A 21095-nucleotide genomic window follows, 5' to 3' on the forward strand; every position below is an offset into this window, starting at 1 on the left:
CTTTTTATCGAGAGGCTGGCAACGTCATGAAACTGATCTTCAATGTGCTGGAAAAATCAGCAGAAAAGTTAATTGAGGTCGAGATTGATCGTCTGGTGATCGCCGGTTGGACCGGCCGCGATCGCGACGCGGTTATGCACCATATCCGGGAACTGGAGGCGCTGGGCGTGCCTCAACCCAGTGCAATCCCGCTTTTCTACCGCGTGGCGACGAACCAGTTGACGCAATCCTCCCTCGTCGAAGTCGTCGGCAACGCCAGCTCCGGCGAGGCCGAACCGCTGATCTTTTCCTATCACGGCGAGCTTTATGTTTCGCTGGCGTCGGATCATACCGATCGCCAACTGGAGGCGCAGAACGTGGCGCTGTCAAAACAGCTATGCGCCAAACCGGTCGCGCGGGAAGCGTGGCCGCTTCGCGAGGTGATGGCTCATTGGGATTCGCTGATCCTACGATCGTGGATCGTCGAAGACGGGGAGTATCGGCTGTATCAGGAAGGCACGTTGGCCAGCCTGCAACCGCCGATGGCGCTGCTACAACGCTATCTGGCGCCCGATGTTCCGATGCTGGCGGACGGACTTGCCATGAGCTGCGGCACGATGACGGCGATCGGCGGGATCCGCCCGGCGACGGAGTTTCGCATGGCGCTGGTCGATGAACATCTGGGACGCACGATCAGCCACAGCTATTCCAGCGTTTTACTGCCGGTGGTGGCGTGATGGGCGCGTTAACGTTGCAGGAGGCCGCCGTCGGGCTGGCGAAGGGCGAATGGACGTCGGCGACGTTAACCGAGGACGCACTGATGCAGATTGCCGATACACAGGGAGAGGGGGCATTTGCCTTTACCCGGGTCTACGCCGAACAGGCCCGTCAGCAGGCCCGGGCGTCAGATCAGCGGCGTGCGGCAGGCGGGGCGCGCTCAGCGTTGGATGGCGTGCCGATCGCCATCAAAGATCTGTTCGACGTCGAGGGCGAGCCGACGCTTGCCGGTTCCCGCGTGTTGGCGTCAGCACCGGCAGCCGCCGCGCATTCGGGTGTGGTCCGCCGTCTTTTTCACGCGGGCGCGGTCGTGGTGGGGAAGACCAATATGACCGAGTTCGCGTATTCCGGCTTGGGGATAAATCCTCACTACGGGACGCCAGCCAATCCGTGGAACCGGGAAAATCGCCGCATTCCGGGAGGCTCCTCTTCCGGCGCGGCGGTCGCGGTGGCGGACGGTATGTGTTTGGGCGCGGTCGGTAGCGATACCGGGGGATCGGTGCGGATTCCGGCGGCTTTTTGCGGTCTGACCGGTTACAAACCTACGGCCCGGCGGATGGATGATACGGGAGTGCTGCCGCTGTCGCCGTCGCTAGACTCCGTTGGCGTTATCGCCCACGGCATCGCCGATTGCCTCGCGCTGGACGGGGTCCTTTCCCATCAGCCTCTGTCGCCCCAGGCTCAGCCTTTGTCGAAGGCCCGATTTGGGGTGCCGCAAACCTTGGTGCTGGACGGATTAGATGACGCGGTGGGGGCGGCGTTCGAACACAGCCTGTGGCGTTTGGCGCGGGCTGGAGCACGTATCGAAACGGTTCCCTGTACGGCCTTTGCGGAATTGGCCGCCATCAATGCCGCAGGCGGGTTCACCGCGCTGGAATCATGGCGTTGGCATCAGTCGTTGATCGCGCGGCATGCCGCCGAGTATGACCCGCGTGTGCTGTCGCGCATTCGCCGTGGAGCGGCCCTGAGCGAGCGAGACGCTGCTTTGCTGATGCGCCAGCGTGCTGAGTGGCAGCGGCGGGTGACCATCGAAATCCAAGGTTACGATGCGTTACTGATGCCGACCGTCCCTTTTATCGCGCCAACCATTGCCGAGCTTGAGGCTAATGAGGCGACTTATTTTCGCGTCAACGGCGCGGCATTGCGAAACCCTTCCATCATCAACTTTCTGGACGGCTGCGCGGTCTCCCTGCCGTGCCAGCAACCGGGCGATGCGCCGGTCGGCCTGATGGTGGCCGGATTGCCGCTACAGGATAACGCGTTGTTGGGATGGGCGTTGTCGATTGAACGATGCCTCAACGGCGGCCTTGACGTCTCATTTCAATGAACAGGAGAAAATTCATGACTGTGACCCCAACGGGATGCTGCTTGTCGCCACGGACGTCGACGCAGAGGATGAGGCGGATTTTAACCGATGGTACGACTGCGAACACGTGGAGGAGCGGGTACGTATTCCCGGCTTCCTGACCGGTACGCGTTATCAGGCGTTGCAGGGCGGACGCAAATATCTGGGGCTATACAAAACGACATCGCTGGAGTGCTTTACTTCGCCGTCCTATCAGGCGGCCTTTTCCCACCAAACGGAATGGTCGCAAATCAACCTTCGGCGCATGCGGGATCCGCTGCGGCGGGTGTGCGCTATTACGGCGGTAACCGGGTGCGGTACAGGGAGTCATTTGAGCTTGCTTACCCTCGCCCCGCCAGAGGAGGGCGACCTGATCGAACGTATCGCTCATTTAGGGGAATCGCTGTCCGACGTCGCGGGATTCGTCAGCAGCAGCCTGCTTCTGCCTGATGCCGCGCTGAGCACGCCGCTACCGAATGCGTCTCCTGAACCTACGGCGCTCCTGCCGTTACTGGTGCTGGAAAGTGGTTCTCCGGCTGCCGGTGAGTCAATGGCGGCGATGGCGGCACAGATTTTGAATGTATCTCTTCATGATGTCTTGCACTACGCCTTGAGTTGGCAACTGACTGCACAGGAGCTGAAATGATGAATATCGGGACGACTGAAACGGCAGGACAGGCGGTGCCGCTCGCCGCCAAAACGCCGAACACCGGCAAGCTGGCGGCCGCCAGCGCTATAGGTACGGCGCTGGAGTGGTATGACTTTACCGTCTACAACATCATGGCGGCGCTGATCTTTAACCATATCTTCTTCCCGTCATTCGATCCGCTGGTGGGCACGATCCTGGCCTTCTCCACCTACGCGGTCGGCTACGTCTCACGGCCTATCGGCGGGATCATCTTTGGTCATCTGGGAGATGTGCTGGGGCGGCGGTTTGTGCTTGTTGCCACGCTGGTGATCATGGGGGTCACGACGGCGTTAATGGGACTGCTGCCCGGCTACGCCCGCTGGGGGATTTGGAGTCCCGTGCTGCTGGTCACCCTGCGTTTTATTCAGGGCATTGCGCTGGGCGGCGAATGGGCTGGGGCGGTGTTGTTGTCGATGGAACATGGCAGACCCCATCAGCGCGGACGAAACGCCTCGTTTGCTCAGGTCGGTCCTTCCTGCGGTACGCTCATCGGCACCGGTTTTATCACGCTGATCACGCTCTCCATTTCGCCCGAAAGCTTTCAGGCATGGGGATGGCGTATTCCTTTCCTGCTGAGTCTGGTACTCGTCGTATTCGGCCTGTGGCTGCGCAGCGGCGTCGGTGAAACCCCCGCCTTTCTCAAGCTAGAGAAAAGTAAACACATTACGCAGGCGCCCATTCGCGTCGTCTTTAGACAGCATCTGCGTTCGTTGCTCATCGCCGGCGGGTCGCGCATCGGCTCAGATGTGTTGTATGCGTTGGTGGTGGTCTTTACGTTGACGTATGTGACAACGGTACTGAACTTGCCGCGCCCGCTGGCCTTGACCGCCACCATGCTGGGCGCTTTCGGCAATGCTATTGCTATCCCGCTGTTCGGAATTCTGTCTGACCGTATTGGTCGGCGACCGGTTTACATGGGCGGCGCGCTGGCGGCAATCATGTGGACATTCGTCTTTTTCACCTTGCTCGACAGTACGCAGCCGGTGCAGATATGTCTGGCGGTCGTGGTTGGACTGCTGATCCATGCGGCGATGTATGGGCCGCAGGCGGCGTTCATCACCGAGCAGTTTCCTACGCAGGTGCGCTATGCGGGATCGTCTTTGGCTTATACGCTGGCGGGCATTGTGGGCGCCGGTTTTGCGCCGCTGATCATTACGAGCCTGTTCACGTCTTACGGCACGTCGCTGGCGATTTCACTCTATGTGACGTTGGCGCTGACGATCACGCTATGGGCATTGTGGTCAGCCAAAGAAACGGCCCATAAGCCATTGAAAGACTGAGAGGAGCGCCGGTCGTTGCGCGGCGTAAGCGACAGGCAACAGACCGGAATGACTACTTCAACCAGCCTTTGCTTTGTGCAACTTCGAGATGATGGCTGAGATAGCCCCACAGTTCAGGATAAACCTCTCTGATGAAGTCATTCCGCGACAGTACCTGTTCCAAGCGAATACCGTGCTCCACCCAACTTTGACCGCCGTTGTGAAGATTCATTAACACCGGCATCAGGCGGTCAATCAATAGCGCGAAGCGTGCGTCAGGCGTTTCGCTTGCTTCATACTCCAGCCACAGCTGATGGAAGCGGCTGCGCTGCGGTTCCGGCAGCAGACCGAACAGCCGTATGGCGGCGGCGACTTCGCGATCGTGTACTTCGGCACGCCCCTGAAGATCGTAAACCAGCACGTCGCCCGCATCGACCTCCACGATATCGTGGATCAGCGCCATTTGAATGACGCGCTGAATATCAACGTCCTTTCCCGCATAAGGCGCCAGGCTCATCGCCGCCAGAGCAAAATGCCAGCTATGCTCGGCAGAATCTTCCTGACAGTCAGTGCCAATCACTTTGGAACGGCGTTTGACGCTTTTGAGTTTATCGACTTCCATCAAGAATGCGACGACGTCAGTGAGGGGACCGAAGTCCAGTACGGCAAGGGACATCTGAATAATCTCCATAAAGGAAGGTGCCCAATTGTAAGGCAACCTTGGCGACATTGAAATGCAGGATTGAAGGCAACAACGGCCATATCGTGAGGACTATAATTATTTCAGCGTACGCGTGTACACTGAAAAGGTTCTCCGTTACTCTGGTGGCGGTCACATCATCCGCCTGGGCTTTTTGCCTCATTGAGCGGCGAAAAGGATATTTCAAGAGGTAGGTCATGAAGAAGCAGGTGTTGGATTCGGGTTATTCGCTGGCGGAAGAAATCGCCAATAGCATCAGTCACGGGGTCGGATTAGTGTTAGGCATCATCGGCCTGATTTTACTGCTGACGCAGGCGGAAAAAAATGGTGCTGATGCCATCGCTATCACCAGTTATAGCCTCTACGGCGCCACGGTCATTCTGCTGTTTCTGGCCTCTACGCTATACCATGCCATTCCTAATCAAAACGCCAAACGCTGGCTGAAAAAGTTCGATCACTGCGCGATTTACCTGCTGATTGCGGGTACTTACACCCCGTTTTTGATGGTGGGCCTGAAATCGCCGTTGGCGTATGGCCTGATGATTGCTATCTGGAGTCTGGCGCTACTGGGCGTCATATTTAAAATGGCATTTGCGCACCGATTTGAGATCCTCTCACTGGTGACCTATCTGGTTATGGGCTGGCTATCGCTGATCGTGATTTATGAACTGGCCATTACGCTTTCTCTCGGCGGCGTGGTGTTGCTGGCGGTCGGCGGGGCGATCTATACGCTGGGCGTCATTTTTTATTCCAGCAAGCGGATCCCCTTTAACCATGCTATCTGGCATGGATTTGTGCTGGGGGGGAGCTTGTGCCATTTCCTGGCGATTTATCTTTACGTTTAACATCATCAAGCCGTGTCGCTCATCAGATGTCGTGACTGAAAGGCTTTGCACTGCTGGCCAAGACGGCCATGCATACGGGGAATGAGCGATTGTGCTTTTCCGGCCCGCGTCGAGTTTGCGTGCGCCATAAGCCAATAACATTACCGCGCGGAAAACGCCGTCGTCATGCTGGCGCTGCCGTAACGGATTTACCGGAAGTGGCAGGCCTGCGGCGGAATCCCGGAAGGTCATCTTCGCCGCACGCCTTGCGACGCACCGTTTTAGGCCGTCGCGGATGGGGTCGCTTACTCCTCCAGTGAATAAGGCAGCGGCTGAATCGACAGTGTGCTGGCGCTATCGTCCCGCACGCGCAGCACGCTGTCGGCTTCCAGGTCGTTATTCAACACCGCCTGCACCCACAGCTGTCCGTCATGCAAACGCGCGGACGCCAGCACGGTGCCGGTACGACGCCAGTTGTCTCCCAGCTTCAGCTCGAGATCGTCACCTGCCGCGGGTTCGATCGTCGACGTGCCCGCGAGCCAATACAGCGCGCGTTTATTGGCGCCGCGGTACTTGGCGCGCGCCACCATTTCCTGCCCCGCATAGCATCCTTTAAGGAAACTAATCCCCTGTAAAGCCTGCAAATTTGTTGCCTGTGGAATGAACTGTGCGCTATTTGCCGTGTCAATCAGGGGGTAGCCCGCTTCGATATCAAGCGCCAGCCATTGGGTGCTGTTATTTCGCTGCGTTTTACCTTCCAGCGCATTCAGTAGGGCCGCCGCGCGTTCGGCCGACAGCACCAATAGAAAACGCTCGTCCGGATGCGTGAAATGCAGCAGCGTCGCGCCCGACTCTTGCACCACGGCGTTATCGGCATCTGGTAAGGCGTTAAACAGGGGGGCGAGTTGCTCCCGGACGCCTTGCCCGGCGGCACCCAACAGTACGGCTTCATCATCGGCCGCCATCGTAGTTTTGGAGAAGACGGCGTACTTTTTCAACTCGGCCAGTTGCACGTCGCGAACGCTGCGGCGTTCGACATAGGCCAGTCCCTCGCCGTGATGGAACAGACGCAGGTCGCTCCACATTTTACCTTTGGCGTCGCAGTGGGCGCAGAGGACATGCTGGTTAGGCTGCAGCGCCGTCACGTCGGTGGTGACCTGCCCCTGCACATAGCTGACGGTGTCGGGGCCGACCAGAGTGACCAGTCCCCAATCCTCTAGCGTCATGAGCGTGGCGGGAAGGGCGGAGGACGGGAATAAAGGGTGTGATGGAATTGTATTAGCCATGGTTACAGTCCTGCGATGAGGGGTGTTTAGCAATGGTCTAATGGTAAAAGAGCGGCAAGGGTTTGCAAGCGCTTATTGGGTGGCGATGACGAATGCGCGAGGCGCTACGCAGAGTGAGCAATGCCGATGCCGATACTGCGCTAAAATATGTCAAAGTATTACTATTGGTTTAATATCATCGAACAAAATAGGGTTACACTGAAGGCTATGACTGAACAAAGTGAGCGATCATATGGATATCAATGATAAAGCACGCATTCACTGGGCCTGTCGGCGCGGCATGCGTGAGCTGGATATTTCCATCATGCCGTTTTTCGAGCATGACTACGATGCATTGAACGATAGCGACAAAAGCGCCTTTGTCCGCCTGCTGCAGTGCGACGATCCCGATCTGTTCAACTGGCTGATGAATCACGGCGAGCCATCAGATCTGGAGCTTAAACGCATGGTTTCCCTTATTCAGACGCGAAATAAACACCGTGGCCCAGTGGCAATGTGATCTTAAAGTTTCCTGGCGCATGCAGCTGTTCTCTCTGCTGGTGCACGGGATTATGGTGCTCTTGATTCTGCTGGCCCCGTGGCCGAGTGGTTATGCGCCGCTATGGCTGGGGCTGGTGTCTCTGGTGATGTTCGGATTCATTCGTAGCCAGCGCAATATCAAATCTCGCCACGGCGCGATCTCGCTGCACGGTGAACGTCATCTGCGCTGGCAGCAGCGAGAGTGGCGCATCGTCAAACGGCCGTGGATGCTGAAGAGCGGTATTCTGCTGTCGCTGCGGGCAGCGGACGGCGCAGCTCTGGAACAGCGACTATGGCTCTCCTCGGACAGTATGGGGCGGGATGAGTGGCGGCATCTGCGTCAGCTTTTGCTGCGGAAGGACCGCTGCGCAGGGTAATGACGCTTAATGTTGCGCTCGCGTGGTGAACTCAGTGCCGCCATGCGGATATTCTTCGCGTTGGGGCCGCAGTTCGCTACTGAATGATTTTCCTCGCCCCCCGTTTCGATAACGCTTCCGCACGCCCGCGGTTGTAGTATTGAATTTCTCGCCCTTCGCCGGCAGGCGAAGAAAATCGGCGCTGTCGATCGGGCCGATACGTGAGAAAAATGCCCGCAGCGATTTACGCGATTTGCCGCAGCGGGTATCTTACGCGTCGTTCAACAAGAGAGAAGCCGATGACCACGCCTGCAGAAAAACGCGCCGCGCAGAAAAATATGCTGCATCCGCGCAACCGCCATCGCGGCCGCTATGATTTTACCGCCCTGAAACTCACGCATCCTGCGCTGATCCCGTTCGTTCATGTGAACGACTACGGCGACGAGTCGATTGATTTCGCCAATCCGGACGCGGTCAAAACGTTGAATCAGGCGCTGCTGCACGAGTTCTATCAGATTGAACACTGGTTTTTACCCGAGGGATTTCTCTGCCCGCCGATCCCCGGACGGGCGGACTATGTTCATCACCTTGCCGATCTACTGGCCGAGGATAATCAGTCTCAGGTGCCGCGTGACGCCTCCGTACTGGATATCGGCTGCGGCGCCAACTGCATTTACCCGCTGATCGGTCAGCGTGAGTACGACTGGCGCTTCACCGGCAGCGAGATCAATCCACAGGCCATGCAGGCGGCCAATGCGACCATCGCCGCCAATCCCGGTCTAAGCCGAACCATCCGCTTGCGTCGTCAGAAAGACAGTAAGGCTATCCTCAACGGCATCATTCACAAAAATGAGCTGTTTGATGCGACGCTGTGCAACCCGCCATTCCATGCCTCGGCCAACGAGGCGAAGCAGGGCTCGCGCCGGAAGCTGCACAACCTTGGGCTGGACAAGCGATCGCCGCTCAATTTCGGCGGGCAGGAAGATGAACTGTGGTGTGAAGGCGGGGAGAAAGCGTTTATTGCGCAGATGATCCGCGAAAGTGCGGTTTTCTCACGTCAATGCCTGTGGTTTACGTCGCTGGTCTCACGCAAAGAGAATTTGCCGGATCTGTATCGCGTGTTGGATGAGGTGGGCGCGGAGAGCGTTAAAACCGTGGATATGGCGCAGGGACAGAAGCAGAGCCGCTTCGTCGCCTGGAGCTTCCTCACGCCAGCCGCTCGCACCAAATGGTGGGCGCAGAAGCGTCGTTAACGGTCGCAAAAACGCGCCGGGATATGGTTGAAATCGCCGTATCCCGGCGGCGGACGTCACGCCTGTTCAGATTGGCATAGCGCTTTAAGTTCTCGCAGGATCTGCTCACACCACTGTTGGATGCGGTCTTCACTCATGTCGTACTGATTCACTTCGTCCAGCGCCAGTCCGACGAAGTGCTTGCCGTCGGGCGTCAGCGGTTTGGTGCTGATGAAATCGTACTCCTCGGTCGGCCAGTAGCCGATGAATCTTACGCCCAGCGGCTGTAGCTGCTCATGCAGCATACCCAGCGCATCCAAAAACCACTCGCTGTATCCCAGCTGATCGCCCATCCCGTAGAGCGCGACGATCTTTCCCTGTAGTTTCAGCGTCGGCAGGTGATGCCAGATGGCTTCCCAATCTTCCTGAATTTCGCCGAAGTCCCAGGTCGGAATGCCGAGGATTAGCGCTTCATAGTCTTCCATACGTTGGGGATCGACATCTTTGACGTTGTTCAGTTCGATCATATCCGCACCCAGGATGTCGCGGATTTTCTCTGCCGCCATTTCGGTGTAGCAGGTGCTGGAGCCGTAAAAAAGTCCTATCTTCATAAGCCGTCAGTGTGTTGGGAAAGTGAATGTAAGGCGCTGCCGCAGCGCGGCAACACACAGTCAATGCGTTAGTCTGGCGAAGTATACTACGCCCGTAAAGCACAAATGACTGTGGGAAAAGCATCGGGGCGAAGACGGATGCCTTCGCCCACGGTGTTTAATCGAGGGATTGGTGACGTGTTTCTTTGATCAGCAGCAGCGCGATCAGCGTCAATGTCGCCATCGCCGCCAGATAGACGCCGACGTAGAACAGCCCATAGTTGCTGGTCAGCCAGGCGGCGATATAGGGCGCGACTGAAGCCCCCAGAATTGACGACACGTTATAGGAGAATGAGGCGCCGGTGTAGCGAACTTCCGTCGGGAAGAGCTCCGGCAGCAGCGCGCCCATGGGACCGAAGGTGAAGCCCATCATGCTCAGGCCCAGCACCAGAAACGCCATCACCAGCCACTGTTCGCCGGATCCCAGCAGGTAGGGGAAGACGAAGGCGAAGACCAGCATGCTGCAGGTGACGACGATCATAGTGCGGCGGCGGCCATAGATATCGGCCAGATAGCCGGCGACCGGGATCATCAGACCGAAGCCAATCACCGCGATCATCAGCATCCACAGGAAGTTATTACGCGGAATACCCAGCCCGGCCGGAACCGGCGAGGTGCCGTAGGTCATCGAGTAGACGGTCATGATGTAAAACAGCGTGTAGGTCGCCAACATGATGAACGTGCCGAGGATCGTCGCTTTCAGGTGTTTGCTCAGCAGCGTTCCCATTGGGATCCGTACTTTTTTACCCGCCTGTTCGGCTTTGGCGAAGACCGGCGATTCATGCAGGGACACGCGGACATACAGCCCGATCAGCACCAGAATCGCGGAGAAAATGAACGGAACGCGCCAGCCCCAGTGCATAAACTGTTCATCCGTCAGCAGCCAGGACAACAGCAGGAAGGTACCGTTAGCGAAGAAGAAGCCAATAGGCGCGCCGAGCTGAGGAAACGAGCCATACAGCGCGCGTTTGTGCGCCGGTGCGTTCTCTGTCGCGAGCAGCGCCGCGCCGCCCCATTCGCCGCCCAGGCCCAGACCCTGACCAAAGCGGGCCAGCGCCAGCAGCATTGGCGCCAGAATACCGATCGTTTCGTAGCTCGGAAGCAGGCCGATCGCGACGGTGGATATTCCCATCGTCAGCAGCGAAGCCACCAGCGTGGCTTTTCGTCCGACTCGGTCGCCGAAATGTCCAAACAGGGCGGAACCGATGGGACGTGCGATAAAGGCAATCGCGAACGTCGCCAGTGACTGGAGTGTTGCTGCAGTGTTATCGCCTTGCGGGAAAAAGATGTGCGGGAAAATCAGCACCGCGGCAGTAGCATAAATATAGAAATCAAAGAATTCGATGGCAGTGCCGACCAGAGAAGCAACCACAACCTTATTACGGGAGTTTACGGGGGCGTCTGGGACTTGATTGTCATCAACAGTGGATGCGACGGAGGATTGCATAGTTTTTTCAGTTTTTTAACAACACGGACGCGTATTTTATGCATAGAAAATGCTTATTTTCAAACCACCAAGCCGCGTCTGACGCGGGCTGCGCTAGGATGTGTCCCGCTTTTCTCCCGATTAATAAGATATAATCCCTTAAGCCGCATTTTTTGCCGCAGGATATGATAAAAATAAAAGCAATTACCGAATTGTACCCCGTTCACGTGCTGTCAGGCATAATGGTCTCAGCATGAAACAGAGGAGCCCGCCATGCAGACACCGGATCAAACCGTGATCGAACAGTTTCTCGATGCGCTGTGGTTGGAGCGGAATCTGGCTGAAAATACGCTGGCGTCCTACCGACAGGATCTTCGCTCTTTGGCGGACTGGCTGGCGCACCACGAGAGCGGCCTGTTGCAGGCGGAAGCCGCTGACCTGCAGGCTTTTCTGGCCGAACGGCTGGAAGGCGGTTATAAGGCGACCAGCTCTGCGCGCCTGCTGAGCGCAACCCGGCGACTTTTTCAGTACCTCTACCGCGAAAAGCAGCGCTTAGACGATCCCAGCGCGTCGCTCTCTTCTCCCAAACTGCCGCAGCGATTGCCGAAGGACTTAACGGAAGCGCAAGTCGATGCGCTGCTCAATGCTCCCTGTGTCGACAAGCCCCTCGAACTGCGCGACAAAGCCATGCTGGAAGTCTTGTACGCGACCGGCCTGCGCGTCTCGGAGCTGGTGGGTCTGACCATCAGCGACGTCAGCCTGCGTCAGGGCGTGGTGCGCGTCATCGGCAAAGGCAACAAAGAGCGTCTGGTGCCGCTGGGAGAAGAAGCGGTGCATTGGATAGAGCAGTATCTGGAATACGGCCGACCCTGGCTTATTAGCGATAAGCCGATCGATGTAATGTTCCCCAGCAGTCGGGGGCAGCAGATGACCCGCCAGACTTTCTGGCACCGCATCAAGCACTACGCGGTCATTGCTGCTATTGACAGCGCTAAACTTTCTCCGCATGTTTTGCGTCATGCTTTTGCCACGCATTTACTGAACCACGGCGCGGATTTACGCGTAGTACAGATGTTGCTGGGCCACAGCGACCTGTCCACGACGCAGATCTATACGCATGTCGCCACGGCACGCCTGAAGCAGCTGCATCAGCAGCATCATCCCCGGGCGTGATGGACAGATGAATCATGGGGTGGGGCGCATCAGCCATGTCGGCTGACGATCACGCCTCATCCAAGAACAGGATCAATTTATGAAAAAGAGTGTATTACTGCTTTCTCTGCTCGTCGCCGCCATGAGCGCCAGCGCGGACGACGCCGCGATTAAACAGTCACTGACGCGTCTGGGCATGCAAAATGCGGAAATCCAGACGGCGCCCATTCCCGGAATGAAAACCTTGCTGACCGAAAACGGCGTGCTGTACATCACCGATGACGGCAAACACCTGCTGCAAGGACCGTTGTATGACGTGAGCGGAAAAAATCCGGTCAACGTCACCAACCACATTCTGATGGGGCGTCTGGAAGCGCTTAAAGATCAGATGATTGTTTATAAGGCTGCGCAGGAAAAGCATGTGATCACCGTGTTTACCGATATCACCTGTGGTTACTGCCGCAAACTGCACGAGCAGATGAATGACTACAACGCGCTGGGCATTACCGTCCGCTATCTGGCCTTCCCGCGTCAGGGCGCAGGCTCCCAGACGGAAAAGGATATGCAGTCCATCTGGTGCGTAGCCGACCGCAAAAAAGCCTTTGATGCCGCAATGAAAGGCGACGATATCTCGCCTGCAACCTGCAAAACCGATATCTCCGAGCACTATCAGCTTGGCGTATTGTTTGGTGTTCAGGGCACGCCAGCCATCGTGCTGGATGATGGCACGGTGATCCCGGGTTATCAGGATCCGAAAGAGATGGCCGGTATGCTGCAGGCGCACAAAGCCTCTCAGAAATCGGGTGGTTAAGCGCTCCGTGACTTTCGTAACCCAGCTCTGCCGCCGTCCGGCGGTGGAGAGTCATCATCTTCCCGACACGTTGCCGCCGCTGCTGCGTCGGCTTTACGCCCAACGCGGCGTTCAGGCTGCGCAGGAACTTGAACGCAGCCTGCGCGGTTTGCTGGATTACCGGCAGCTTTCGGGGATCGACAAGGCGGTGGACTGTTTGCAGTCCGCGCTGGCGGATAAACGCCGCATCGTGATCGTCGGCGACTTCGACGCAGACGGCGCGACCAGTACGGCCCTGACCGTGCTGGCGCTGCGGCGAATGGGCGGTCAGCATATCGACTTTCTGGTGCCTAACCGGTTTGAAGATGGCTACGGCCTCAGCCCTGAGGTCGTCGCTCAGGCGGCGGCGAAAGGCGCGGAGCTGATCGTCACCGTCGACAACGGCATTTCGTCCCACGCAGGCGTAGACGATGCGCATCAGCGGGGGATCGACGTGCTGGTGACGGACCACCATCTGCCGGGCGACACCTTGCCCGCGGCCGAGGCCATCATTAACCCTAATCTGGCGGACTGTGGCTTCCCTTCCAAGTCTCTCGCGGGCGTGGGGGTGGCGTTCTACCTGATGATGGCGCTGCGAGCGAGGCTGCGCGACGGCGGCTGGTTTGAACAGCATGGCCTGCCTGAGCCCAATCTGGCGGAGCTGCTGGATCTGGTGGCGCTGGGGACGGTGGCGGACGTGGTGCCGCTGGATGCCAACAACCGAATCCTTGTGGCCCAGGGGCTAAATCGCATCCGCGCGGGCAAATGCCGACCCGGTATTCGCGCGCTGCTGGAAGTCTCCAACCGCGAGGCGGCCCAGCTTGTCGCCAGCGACCTGGGTTTTGCGCTCGGCCCGCGCTTGAACGCCGCCGGAAGGCTGGATGATATGTCTGTCGGCGTAGCGCTGTTGCTGAGTGACGACATCGTTCAGGCGCGCATGCTGGCGAGCGATCTCGACGCGCTCAACCAGACCCGGCGTGAAATCGAGCAGGGGATGCAGGTGGAAGCGCTACAGCTGTGCGAACAGCTGGAGCGTAGCAGCGAGACGCTGCCCTACGGTCTGGCGATGTATCACCCGGAGTGGCATCAGGGCGTCGTCGGCATCCTGGCGTCTCGTATCAAAGAGCGCTTCCATCGACCCGTCATCGCGTTCGCCCCCGCGGGCGACGGTATTCTCAAAGGCTCGGGGCGGTCGGTGGCCGGTTTGCACCTGCGCGATGCGCTGGAGCGATTGGACACCACGTGTCCCGGTCTGATGATGAAGTTTGGCGGACATGCGATGGCCGCCGGGCTGTCGCTGGAAGAAGCGCGCTTTGAGGAGTTTCGCGAGCGCTTCGGCGAACTGGTCGGCGAGTGGTTGGATGCTTCGCAACTACAAGGCATCATCTGGTCCGACGGTGAATTAGCCGCCCCGGAACTGACGCTGAGCACCGCGCAGCTGCTGCGGGACGCCGGTCCCTGGGGGCAGACGTTCCCTGAGCCGACGTTCGACGGTCATTTTCGCCTGCTGCAACAGCGTCTGGTCGGGGAACGTCATCTCAAGGTGATGGTGGAACCGCTGGCGGGAGGCCCTCTGCTGGACGGTATCGCGTTCAATGTCGATACCACCCAATGGCCGGACAGCAGCGTCCGACAGGTGGAACTGGCTTATAAGCTGGACGTGAACGAGTATCGCGGCAAGCGTTCGGTGCAGCTGTTGATCGAACATTTGTGGCCGCTGTAGCGCGAGCTTTTTTGTGAGTTCAGCGGGCGCGGCGACGACTTTTCGTCGTGCGCGCTCGCTGTTAAAAACTGAACGGATCGCTATAAACCCCGACGTGGATCCGTTACAATTCGCCGTTTGAATACACGTCGTCCCTTTGACCAACAAAAGATCTTAAACATCATGTTTGAAATTAATCCGGTAAAAAATCGAATTCAGGACCTGTCTGAGCGGACAGTGGTTCTGAGGGGGTATCTTTGACTACGATGCCAAGAAAGAACGCCTCGAAGAAGTAAACGCCGAGCTGGAACAGCCGGACGTTTGGAACGAACCTGAACGCGCTCAGGCGCTGGGTAAAGAACGCTCCTCTCTGGAAGCGATCGTCGACACCATCGACCAAATGACGCAGGGGCTGGAAGATGTCTCCGGTCTGCTGGAACTGGCGGTGGAAGAAGACGACGAAGACACCTTTAACGAAACCTGCGCCGAACTCGACGGACTGGAAAATAAACTCGGCCAGCTCGAATTCCGCCGTATGTTCTCCGGCGAGTACGACAGCGCGGACTGCTATCTCGATATTCAGGCGGGTTCCGGCGGTACGGAAGCACAGGATTGGGCCAGCATGCTGGTACGTATGTACCTGCGCTGGGCGGAAGCCAAGGGCTTCAAAACTGAAATCATCGAAGAGTCCGATGGTGAAGTGGCCGGGATTAAGTCCGCGACCCTTAAAATTATCGGCGATTACGCCTTCGGTTGGCTGCGGACCGAAACCGGCGTGCATCGTCTGGTGCGCAAGAGTCCGTTCGACTCCGGCGGCCGTCGTCACACGTCCTTCAGCTCGGCCTTCGTCTATCCCGAAGTGGATGACGATATCGATATCGAAATCAACCCGGCCGACCTGCGTATCGACGTCTATCGCGCCTCCGGCGCCGGTGGTCAGCACGTTAACCGGACCGAGTCTGCGGTGCGTATTACCCATATTCCGACCAACATTGTGACCCAGTGTCAGAACGACCGTTCTCAGCATAAAAACAAAGATCAGGCGATGAAACAGCTGAAAGCGAAGCTGTACGAGTTTGAGATGCAAAAGAAAAATGCTGAAAAACAGGCGCTGGAAGACAACAAGTCCGACATTGGCTGGGGAAGCCAGATTCGCTCTTATGTGCTGGATGACTCCCGCATTAAAGACCTGCGTACCGGGGTGGAAACACGCAACACCCAGGCTGTGCTGGACGGCGATCTGGACAAATTTATTGAAGCAAGTTTAAAAGCGGGGCTATAAGGAATCCACATGTCTGAACCACAATCTCAGGGTGCCGAACAGGCGCAGGATCTGAATAACGAACTCAAAGCGCGTCGCGAAAAGTTGTCCGCTCTGCGTGAAACCGGCGTGGCCTTCCCGAACGATTTTCGTCGCGATACGACGTCCGATCGGCTGCATGCCAGCTACGATGATAAAGATAACGAAGAGCTGGAGCCGCTGGGTCTGGAAGTGACTGTCGCTGGCCGTATGATGACCCGCCGCATCATGGGGAAAGCCTCTTTTGTGACGCTGCAGGACGTGGGCGGACGCATTCAGCTGTACGTCTCCCGTGATGACCTGCCGGAAGGCGTTTACAACACCCAGTTCAAAAAGTGGGACCTGGGCGATATCCTGGGCGCGCGCGGCAAGCTGTTCAAAACCAAGACCGGCGAGTTGTCCATTCACTGTACCGAACTGCGTCTGTTGACCAAGGCCCTGCGTCCGCTGCCGGATAAATTTCACGGTCTGGCCGACCAGGAAACGCGTTACCGTCAGCGTTATCTGGACCTGATCGCCAACGACGAATCCCGCAACACGTTCCGAATTCGTTCTCAGGTGATGGCCTCTATCCGCCGCTTCATGGTCGAAAAAGGCTTCATGGAAGTGGAAACGCCGATGATGCAGGTGATCCCGGGCGGTGCCTCCGCGCGTCCGTTTATCACGCATCACAACGCGCTGGACATCGATATGTACCTGCGTATCGCGCCTGAGCTGTACCTGAAACGTCTGGTGGTCGGCGGGTTCGAACGCGTATTCGAAATCAACCGTAACTTCCGTAACGAAGGCATCTCGCCGCGTCACAACCCTGAATTCACCATGATGGAACTTTATATGGCGTATGCCGACTATAAAGACCTGATTGTGTTGACTGAAACGCTGTTCCGCACCCTGACTCAGGATGTGCTGGGCACCACCACGGTGGAATATGGCGACCAGACCTTCGACTTCGGCAAGCCGTTTGAGAAGCTGACGATGCGTGAAGCGATCTGCAAATACCGCCCGGAAACCAATGTGGCGGATTTGGACGATCTGGAAAAAGCGACGGCGATTGCACAGTCTCTGGGCATCAAGATCGAGAAAAGCTGGGGTCTGGGCCGTATCGTGACCGAGATCTTCGAAGAAACGGCGGAAAGCAGCCTGATCCAGCCGACCTTCATTACCGAATATCCGGCGGAAGTGTCGCCGCTGGCGCGCCGTAATGACGAAAACCCGGAAATCACCGACCGCTTTGAGTTCTTCATTGGCGGCCGCGAGATCGGTAACGGTTTCTCCGAGCTGAACGACGCCGAAGATCAGGCGGAACGTTTCTCTCAGCAGGTCAGCGCCAAAGATGCTGGCGACGATGAAGCGATGTTCTACGACGAAGACTACGTCACCGCGCTGGAACACGGCATGCCGCCGACGGCAGGTCTGGGCATCGGTATTGACCGCATGGTAATGCTGTTCACCAACAGCCACACCATCCGCGACGTCATTCTGTTCCCGGCCATGCGCCCGCAGAAATAATGACGATGACGGCCTCCTTGAAAGAGGCTGTCGGTTCAGCGTGGTGTGATGAATACCTTACTGTTATCAACGTCTTAGCCCCACGCTCTGCGTGGGGTTTTTCTTTTCCGGGCCTGAGCGCGTCGTTCACTACGATCGTTGGTGCGGTGAATTTCTTAGTGTGGACACTCAGTAGGCTGGATGCCGGTGGTATTGCCGTCGAGGAAGAGCAAGAATCACGGGACGAGTTTTGGCACGCTAGTCAGCAGCGGCCTGCCTCAGGAGCACCGACTCAAGCCGCCGTACCTCAGATTCTTTTTTTTAGCGCATTTAATTGCTTAAAACGCAGTCAGTTTGGCGGGTTTTTATCTTGCCCGGCAAACGGATAGCGCTATAATGCGGGCACTTCTCCGTGCGGGCGTAGTTCAATGGTAGAACGAGAGCTTCCCAAGCTCTATACGAGGGTTCGATTCCCTTCGCCCGCTCCAGAATCCCCCTCATGAACTCCAGAAAATTTGATTTTTCCCTTATAAATAAGAAGTTATCGCTTTTATCAGCAGATTAAAATCAATCGTTTTCGTTCATGGGTCAATCTTCATGTTGGGCACTCCACAAAGCGATTCTTTGTATGACTTCGCCAGAAGGTTCGATAAATTTCGCTGTTCTGTCATGCCCACGATCCACCCGACTGATGGATACCCATTCATTCCTCCAGGTAGGAAATACGATATCCATCATCAACCCTGCTAACGTTAGCAAACCCTTTTCGGTCAAAGTGCATGCCTGCAATAAGCAGTTTTTCTCTGGCTGCGTGTTCCAGGAGTCGTTTCCGCGTGTCTTCGGCCTGAGCGGGATCGCAGTCGAATACAATTGAAACGGCCGGATGCGCTGACTGGATATGTGGGAAATGAACGATGTCTCCCCATATCAAGAGGCATTGATCCTCTGAATAGATGCGGTATCCGGTATGGCCGGGTGTGTGGCCCGGCAGCCATTCCGGGAGAATGCCCTCGATTATCTTGTTCCCGTCGATAAAACGCAGTTTCTGTGCGTAAGCGTCTAACGTTCGGCGGACCAGCGCAAAATTACGTTTCCCGCGTTCGCTGGCGATTTCAAACTTTTCATCATCTCTCCAGTATTGCGCCTCGAGAGGATGAAGATGAAGTTCAGCCTGTCTAAAGACTGGCTGGCCCTCAGCATCCAGCAGGCCACCGATGTGGTCAGGATGGCCGTGCGTCAGTAAGACCGTGTCCACGTCATCAGGGCTGACGCCGGCCGCCCTGAGGTTTTCTCTGAGCAGCCCTCCCACGTTGTTCAGTCCTCCCGCACCAGCGTCAACGAGAAGGGTTCGCCCCCGACCGCGGATGAGATAAGCGTTGATATGGATATTGCCGGGTTCAGCGATCCCGGCACTGTCCTGAATGATCTCTGCATCCGCGGTCTCTATGCCTGACAGTAAATCCAGATTGGCTGACATATGGCCGTCACTCAGGGCTGTCACCAGAAAATCCCCGATCTGACGAGATGTGAAGGGTGAAGGGTTCATTAATACCTCAGGGTTAGTTTCGAACATGTATGGGGGGCGCAAGAACCCAAACAGTGAATACGCGCCGTGAATTCTGTTGCCGCATTTCCCGCGTCCGGCACGGCGGTAAAATTCATTCCAGTCTTCCTCGCTTTTGGCATCGTTCTTGGGCATTCCACGACGTAGGGCATTGACTGACCGCTACATGAATCAACGACAGGAACCTTATTGATGAGTTTTCATCATGCTACATGCTGTGTTTTCGGGTATGAATCGATACTATTTCATTAATCAGTGATATTCACTCACTGGAAGGTCGTTATATACACAAAGTGAGGGACGGTTTTATGCGGAAAAAAATTCCCACTAGCGCTTCTCTGCAGGCATTTGATGCCGCCGCAAGGCACGGTAATTTTGCCCGGGCCGCAGAAGAGTTATCGCTGACGGAAGGCGCATCAGCCGACAAATTGCACGCCTTGAATCGTTGCTGAATTGCAGACTGTTTGACCGAACCGGAAGCCGGGTAAAGCTTAATCCCATAGGGGCGCGCTATGCACATCACATACGCGAAACGCTCGAACGGCTCGAAAGGGATACACAGTCCATCATGGGAATGCCTGAAGGCAGTAAAAGTCTGGATATTGCCGTCCTGCCGACGTTTTCCAGCCGATGGCTTATTCCCCGCTTGAGCGGTTTTAGAGCCCTGCACCCGGACATAACCGTAAATATTGCGGCCAGAACCGACCCTTTCATTCTCACTGGGAGCGGTTTTGACGCCGTGGTTCATTTTGAGCATCCCGCATGGGCGGGCATGCGTATGCACTTTCTCTTTCAGGAAAAACTGGTGCCGGTATGCCATCCTGCACTGGTAACGGATAAGAACATCTACGATCAATTGAACCAACTGCCGCGCATTCATCGGCGTCAAAATCCGGAAGCGTGGCAAACCTATGCCCAGGAAAGCGGGATAGTCCTTGATAATCCGGCGCAGGGTGTCCGGTATGACCTTCATGAAATGGCCATCTCGGCGGCATTGGTGGGACAAGGCGTGGCCATGGTGCCGCGAATGTACGTCGAAACAGAACTGAGAAGCGGAGCGCTGGTCGCGCCTTGGCCAGAATCTGCACTCCTGAGCAAAAGATTCTGCTTAGTTAAACCGGGGGAAACGGGGATAAATGAAGCTGCGCTGCTGGATTTTGAACGCTGGTTGCTGGCTGAAATGATTAATGGTGACATGACAAAATGAGGATGAGAAAGCGTCAGGCCAGTTTGTGCCAGAAGCGACCCCCCGTTACCAACGGAAGCTGGCCACTCATCATCCACGACACTTGGCCTGTAGGGTGACCGTTATAACAAGACATTCATCGTCGTGGGGCGCAATGTCCCTCTTTCGCTTATCGTAGCGCTGACGCTTCAATGCCCCACGACTCTGTGCATTGAGTTGACGTGATGCATCGCCTTAGAACGTCCGCATTAGCCCGATCCACAATGAAAATAATGCATGCTAACGGTTTAGTCAGGAGAAGGGCCGCGCTCAAGGAAGGTGGAAAGCGCAATGTAGCTACGCACAGAACGAACGCCATCAACACACTGAATTTCCATCAAAAAATTTTCTAATGACTCAGTGTCAGCAGCTCGTACTTTTATAAAGACGCAGCCGTCACCCGCGATGGTATGCAGTTCTTCAACTTCCTTCCGATTAGTGAACTGCAGCAGGGCGCGTGTTGCGCTATAGCTGCTGGTCGTGATCACCAGAAACGTTAACAGCGTCCGTCCTAGCTTGCCGCCATCCAATACCGCCACGGTTCCTTTGATCACACCATCACGTTTCAGACGCTTAACGCGTTCGTGAACCGCAGGAGCCGATAAATTCACGATCTCGCTCAATTCCGTGTAGCTACGGCCTGCATCTTCCGCCAAAGCACTTAATATTTTTCGGTCAATGGCATCAAGTTCTGCCGGTTTATGCTTTGTCCGCCGAATACCATCTTCTTCTTTATCGAATGCGCTCATAAGGGTGCCTGTCAGAATGAAAGTCTGAATATACTAGATTCCACC

19 protein-coding genes, 1 tRNA gene and 1 pseudogene are annotated in these 21095 nt (G+C 56.6%); 15 read left to right on the plus strand and 6 right to left on the minus strand.

The genetic code is table 11. From position 1 onward, the window contains the following. Positions 1 to 26: 26 nt before the first annotated feature. The 4 genes from CKQ53_RS08200 to CKQ53_RS08215 are packed head-to-tail and all read left to right on the plus strand — an operon-like array spanning position 27 to position 4069. Positions 27 to 716, plus strand: a complete 690-nt coding sequence (locus CKQ53_RS08200) for a DUF2848 domain-containing protein (protein WP_085652698.1) — start codon at positions 27 to 29, stop codon at positions 714 to 716. Continuing rightward, positions 716 to 2083: an amidase gene (locus CKQ53_RS08205; RefSeq protein WP_094118273.1), complete on the plus strand. Its 1368-nt coding sequence runs from the start codon at positions 716 to 718 to the stop codon at positions 2081 to 2083. The genes CKQ53_RS08200 and CKQ53_RS08205 overlap by 1 nt, the downstream gene beginning before the upstream one ends. 34 nt (positions 2084 to 2117) lie before the next feature. After that, positions 2118 to 2747 carry a DUF4286 family protein gene (locus tag CKQ53_RS08210; protein ID WP_118894859.1) on the plus strand — a complete coding sequence of 210 codons (630 nt, stop codon included), beginning with the start codon at positions 2118 to 2120 and terminating at the stop codon, positions 2745 to 2747. Then, the gene (locus CKQ53_RS08215) at positions 2747 to 4069 is read left to right on the plus strand and encodes an MFS transporter (RefSeq protein ID WP_420844238.1); all 1323 of its coding nucleotides are present in this window, start codon (positions 2747 to 2749) and stop codon (positions 4067 to 4069) included. The genes CKQ53_RS08210 and CKQ53_RS08215 overlap by 1 nt, the downstream gene beginning before the upstream one ends. A 52-nt stretch (positions 4070 to 4121) precedes the next feature. Here the strand turns inward: CKQ53_RS08215 and CKQ53_RS08220 are convergent, their stop codons facing one another. Further along, a complete protein-coding gene (locus CKQ53_RS08220) occupies positions 4122 to 4724 on the minus strand; it encodes an HD domain-containing protein (protein WP_094118275.1) in 603 nt (200 codons plus the stop codon). 221 nt (positions 4725 to 4945) lie between these two features. On the opposite strand from CKQ53_RS08220, the gene trhA reads away from it, so the two are divergent. Further along, complete coding sequence (trhA, locus tag CKQ53_RS08225; RefSeq protein ID WP_118894863.1) at positions 4946 to 5593, plus strand: PAQR family membrane homeostasis protein TrhA; 648 nt, start codon at positions 4946 to 4948, stop codon at positions 5591 to 5593. 284 nt (positions 5594 to 5877) lie between these two features. Here the strand turns inward: trhA and ygfZ are convergent, their stop codons facing one another. Then, positions 5878 to 6858: a tRNA-modifying protein YgfZ gene (gene ygfZ / locus CKQ53_RS08230; RefSeq protein ID WP_118894865.1), complete on the minus strand. Its 981-nt coding sequence runs from the start codon at positions 6856 to 6858 to the stop codon at positions 5878 to 5880. Between the two features lie 232 nt (positions 6859 to 7090). Here ygfZ and sdhE point away from each other — a divergent pair, with 232 nt between their 5' ends. From sdhE to rlmF, 3 genes are all read left to right on the plus strand, one after another. After that, the gene (gene sdhE, locus CKQ53_RS08235; RefSeq protein ID WP_094118277.1) at positions 7091 to 7357 is read left to right on the plus strand and encodes an FAD assembly factor SdhE; all 267 of its coding nucleotides are present in this window, start codon (positions 7091 to 7093) and stop codon (positions 7355 to 7357) included. Further along, complete coding sequence (locus CKQ53_RS08240; RefSeq protein ID WP_094118278.1) at positions 7338 to 7754, plus strand: protein YgfX; 417 nt, start codon at positions 7338 to 7340, stop codon at positions 7752 to 7754. Before sdhE ends, CKQ53_RS08240 begins: the two co-directional genes overlap by 20 nt. A 278-nt stretch (positions 7755 to 8032) precedes the next feature. Continuing rightward, positions 8033 to 8986, plus strand: a complete 954-nt coding sequence (rlmF, locus tag CKQ53_RS08245; RefSeq protein ID WP_094118279.1) for a 23S rRNA (adenine(1618)-N(6))-methyltransferase RlmF — start codon at positions 8033 to 8035, stop codon at positions 8984 to 8986. Positions 8987 to 9042: 56 nt separating this feature from the next. Here rlmF and fldB read toward each other — a convergent pair whose 3' ends face one another. Further along, entirely contained in the window at positions 9043 to 9576 is a 534-nt protein-coding gene (gene fldB / locus CKQ53_RS08250) for a flavodoxin FldB (protein WP_094118280.1), read from the minus strand. A 157-nt stretch (positions 9577 to 9733) separates the two neighbouring features. Further along, entirely contained in the window at positions 9734 to 11062 is a 1329-nt protein-coding gene (locus CKQ53_RS08255; RefSeq protein ID WP_085652689.1) for an MFS transporter, read from the minus strand. Between the two features lie 252 nt (positions 11063 to 11314). Here CKQ53_RS08255 and xerD point away from each other — a divergent pair, with 252 nt between their 5' ends. The 6 genes from xerD to CKQ53_RS08290 all read left to right on the plus strand — a co-directional run bounded on the left by xerD (position 11315) and on the right by CKQ53_RS08290 (position 18000). Continuing rightward, a complete protein-coding gene (xerD, locus tag CKQ53_RS08260) occupies positions 11315 to 12214 on the plus strand; it encodes a site-specific tyrosine recombinase XerD (RefSeq protein ID WP_085652688.1) in 900 nt (299 codons plus the stop codon). 79 nt (positions 12215 to 12293) lie between these two features. Next, complete coding sequence (gene dsbC / locus CKQ53_RS08265) at positions 12294 to 13004, plus strand: bifunctional protein-disulfide isomerase/oxidoreductase DsbC (protein ID WP_085652687.1); 711 nt, start codon at positions 12294 to 12296, stop codon at positions 13002 to 13004. 7 nt (positions 13005 to 13011) lie between these two features. Continuing rightward, positions 13012 to 14745 carry a single-stranded-DNA-specific exonuclease RecJ gene (gene recJ / locus CKQ53_RS08270; protein ID WP_118895298.1) on the plus strand — a complete coding sequence of 578 codons (1734 nt, stop codon included), beginning with the start codon at positions 13012 to 13014 and terminating at the stop codon, positions 14743 to 14745. Between the two features lie 162 nt (positions 14746 to 14907). Further along, a protein-coding gene (gene prfB / locus CKQ53_RS08275; RefSeq protein ID WP_099045401.1) for a peptide chain release factor 2 occupies positions 14908 to 16006 on the plus strand; the annotation gives its coding sequence in 2 pieces (ribosomal slippage) (positions 14908 to 14982 and positions 14984 to 16006; 1098 coding nt in all). A 9-nt stretch (positions 16007 to 16015) separates the two neighbouring features. Beyond that, entirely contained in the window at positions 16016 to 17533 is a 1518-nt protein-coding gene (gene lysS, locus CKQ53_RS08280; protein WP_118894867.1) for a lysine--tRNA ligase, read from the plus strand. A gap of 393 nt (positions 17534 to 17926) precedes the next feature. Beyond that, a tRNA-Gly gene (locus CKQ53_RS08290) sits at positions 17927 to 18000 on the plus strand. Between the two features lie 215 nt (positions 18001 to 18215). On the opposite strand, the gene CKQ53_RS08295 is transcribed toward CKQ53_RS08290, so the two are convergent. Then, the gene (locus CKQ53_RS08295) at positions 18216 to 19058 is read right to left on the minus strand and encodes an MBL fold metallo-hydrolase (protein WP_118895300.1); all 843 of its coding nucleotides are present in this window, start codon (positions 19056 to 19058) and stop codon (positions 18216 to 18218) included. 326 nt (positions 19059 to 19384) lie between these two features. On the opposite strand from CKQ53_RS08295, the pseudogene CKQ53_RS08300 reads away from it, so the two are divergent. Then, positions 19385 to 20283, plus strand: a pseudogene (locus tag CKQ53_RS08300) (LysR substrate-binding domain-containing protein). 266 nt (positions 20284 to 20549) lie between these two features. Here the strand turns inward: CKQ53_RS08300 and CKQ53_RS08305 are convergent. Further along, positions 20550 to 21050: an Lrp/AsnC family transcriptional regulator gene (locus CKQ53_RS08305; RefSeq protein ID WP_085652684.1), complete on the minus strand. Its 501-nt coding sequence runs from the start codon at positions 21048 to 21050 to the stop codon at positions 20550 to 20552. Positions 21051 to 21095: the final 45 nt, after the last annotated feature.

Source organism: Lonsdalea britannica (genome assembly GCF_003515985.1).
GTDB classification, from domain to species: domain Bacteria; phylum Pseudomonadota; class Gammaproteobacteria; order Enterobacterales; family Enterobacteriaceae; genus Lonsdalea; species Lonsdalea britannica.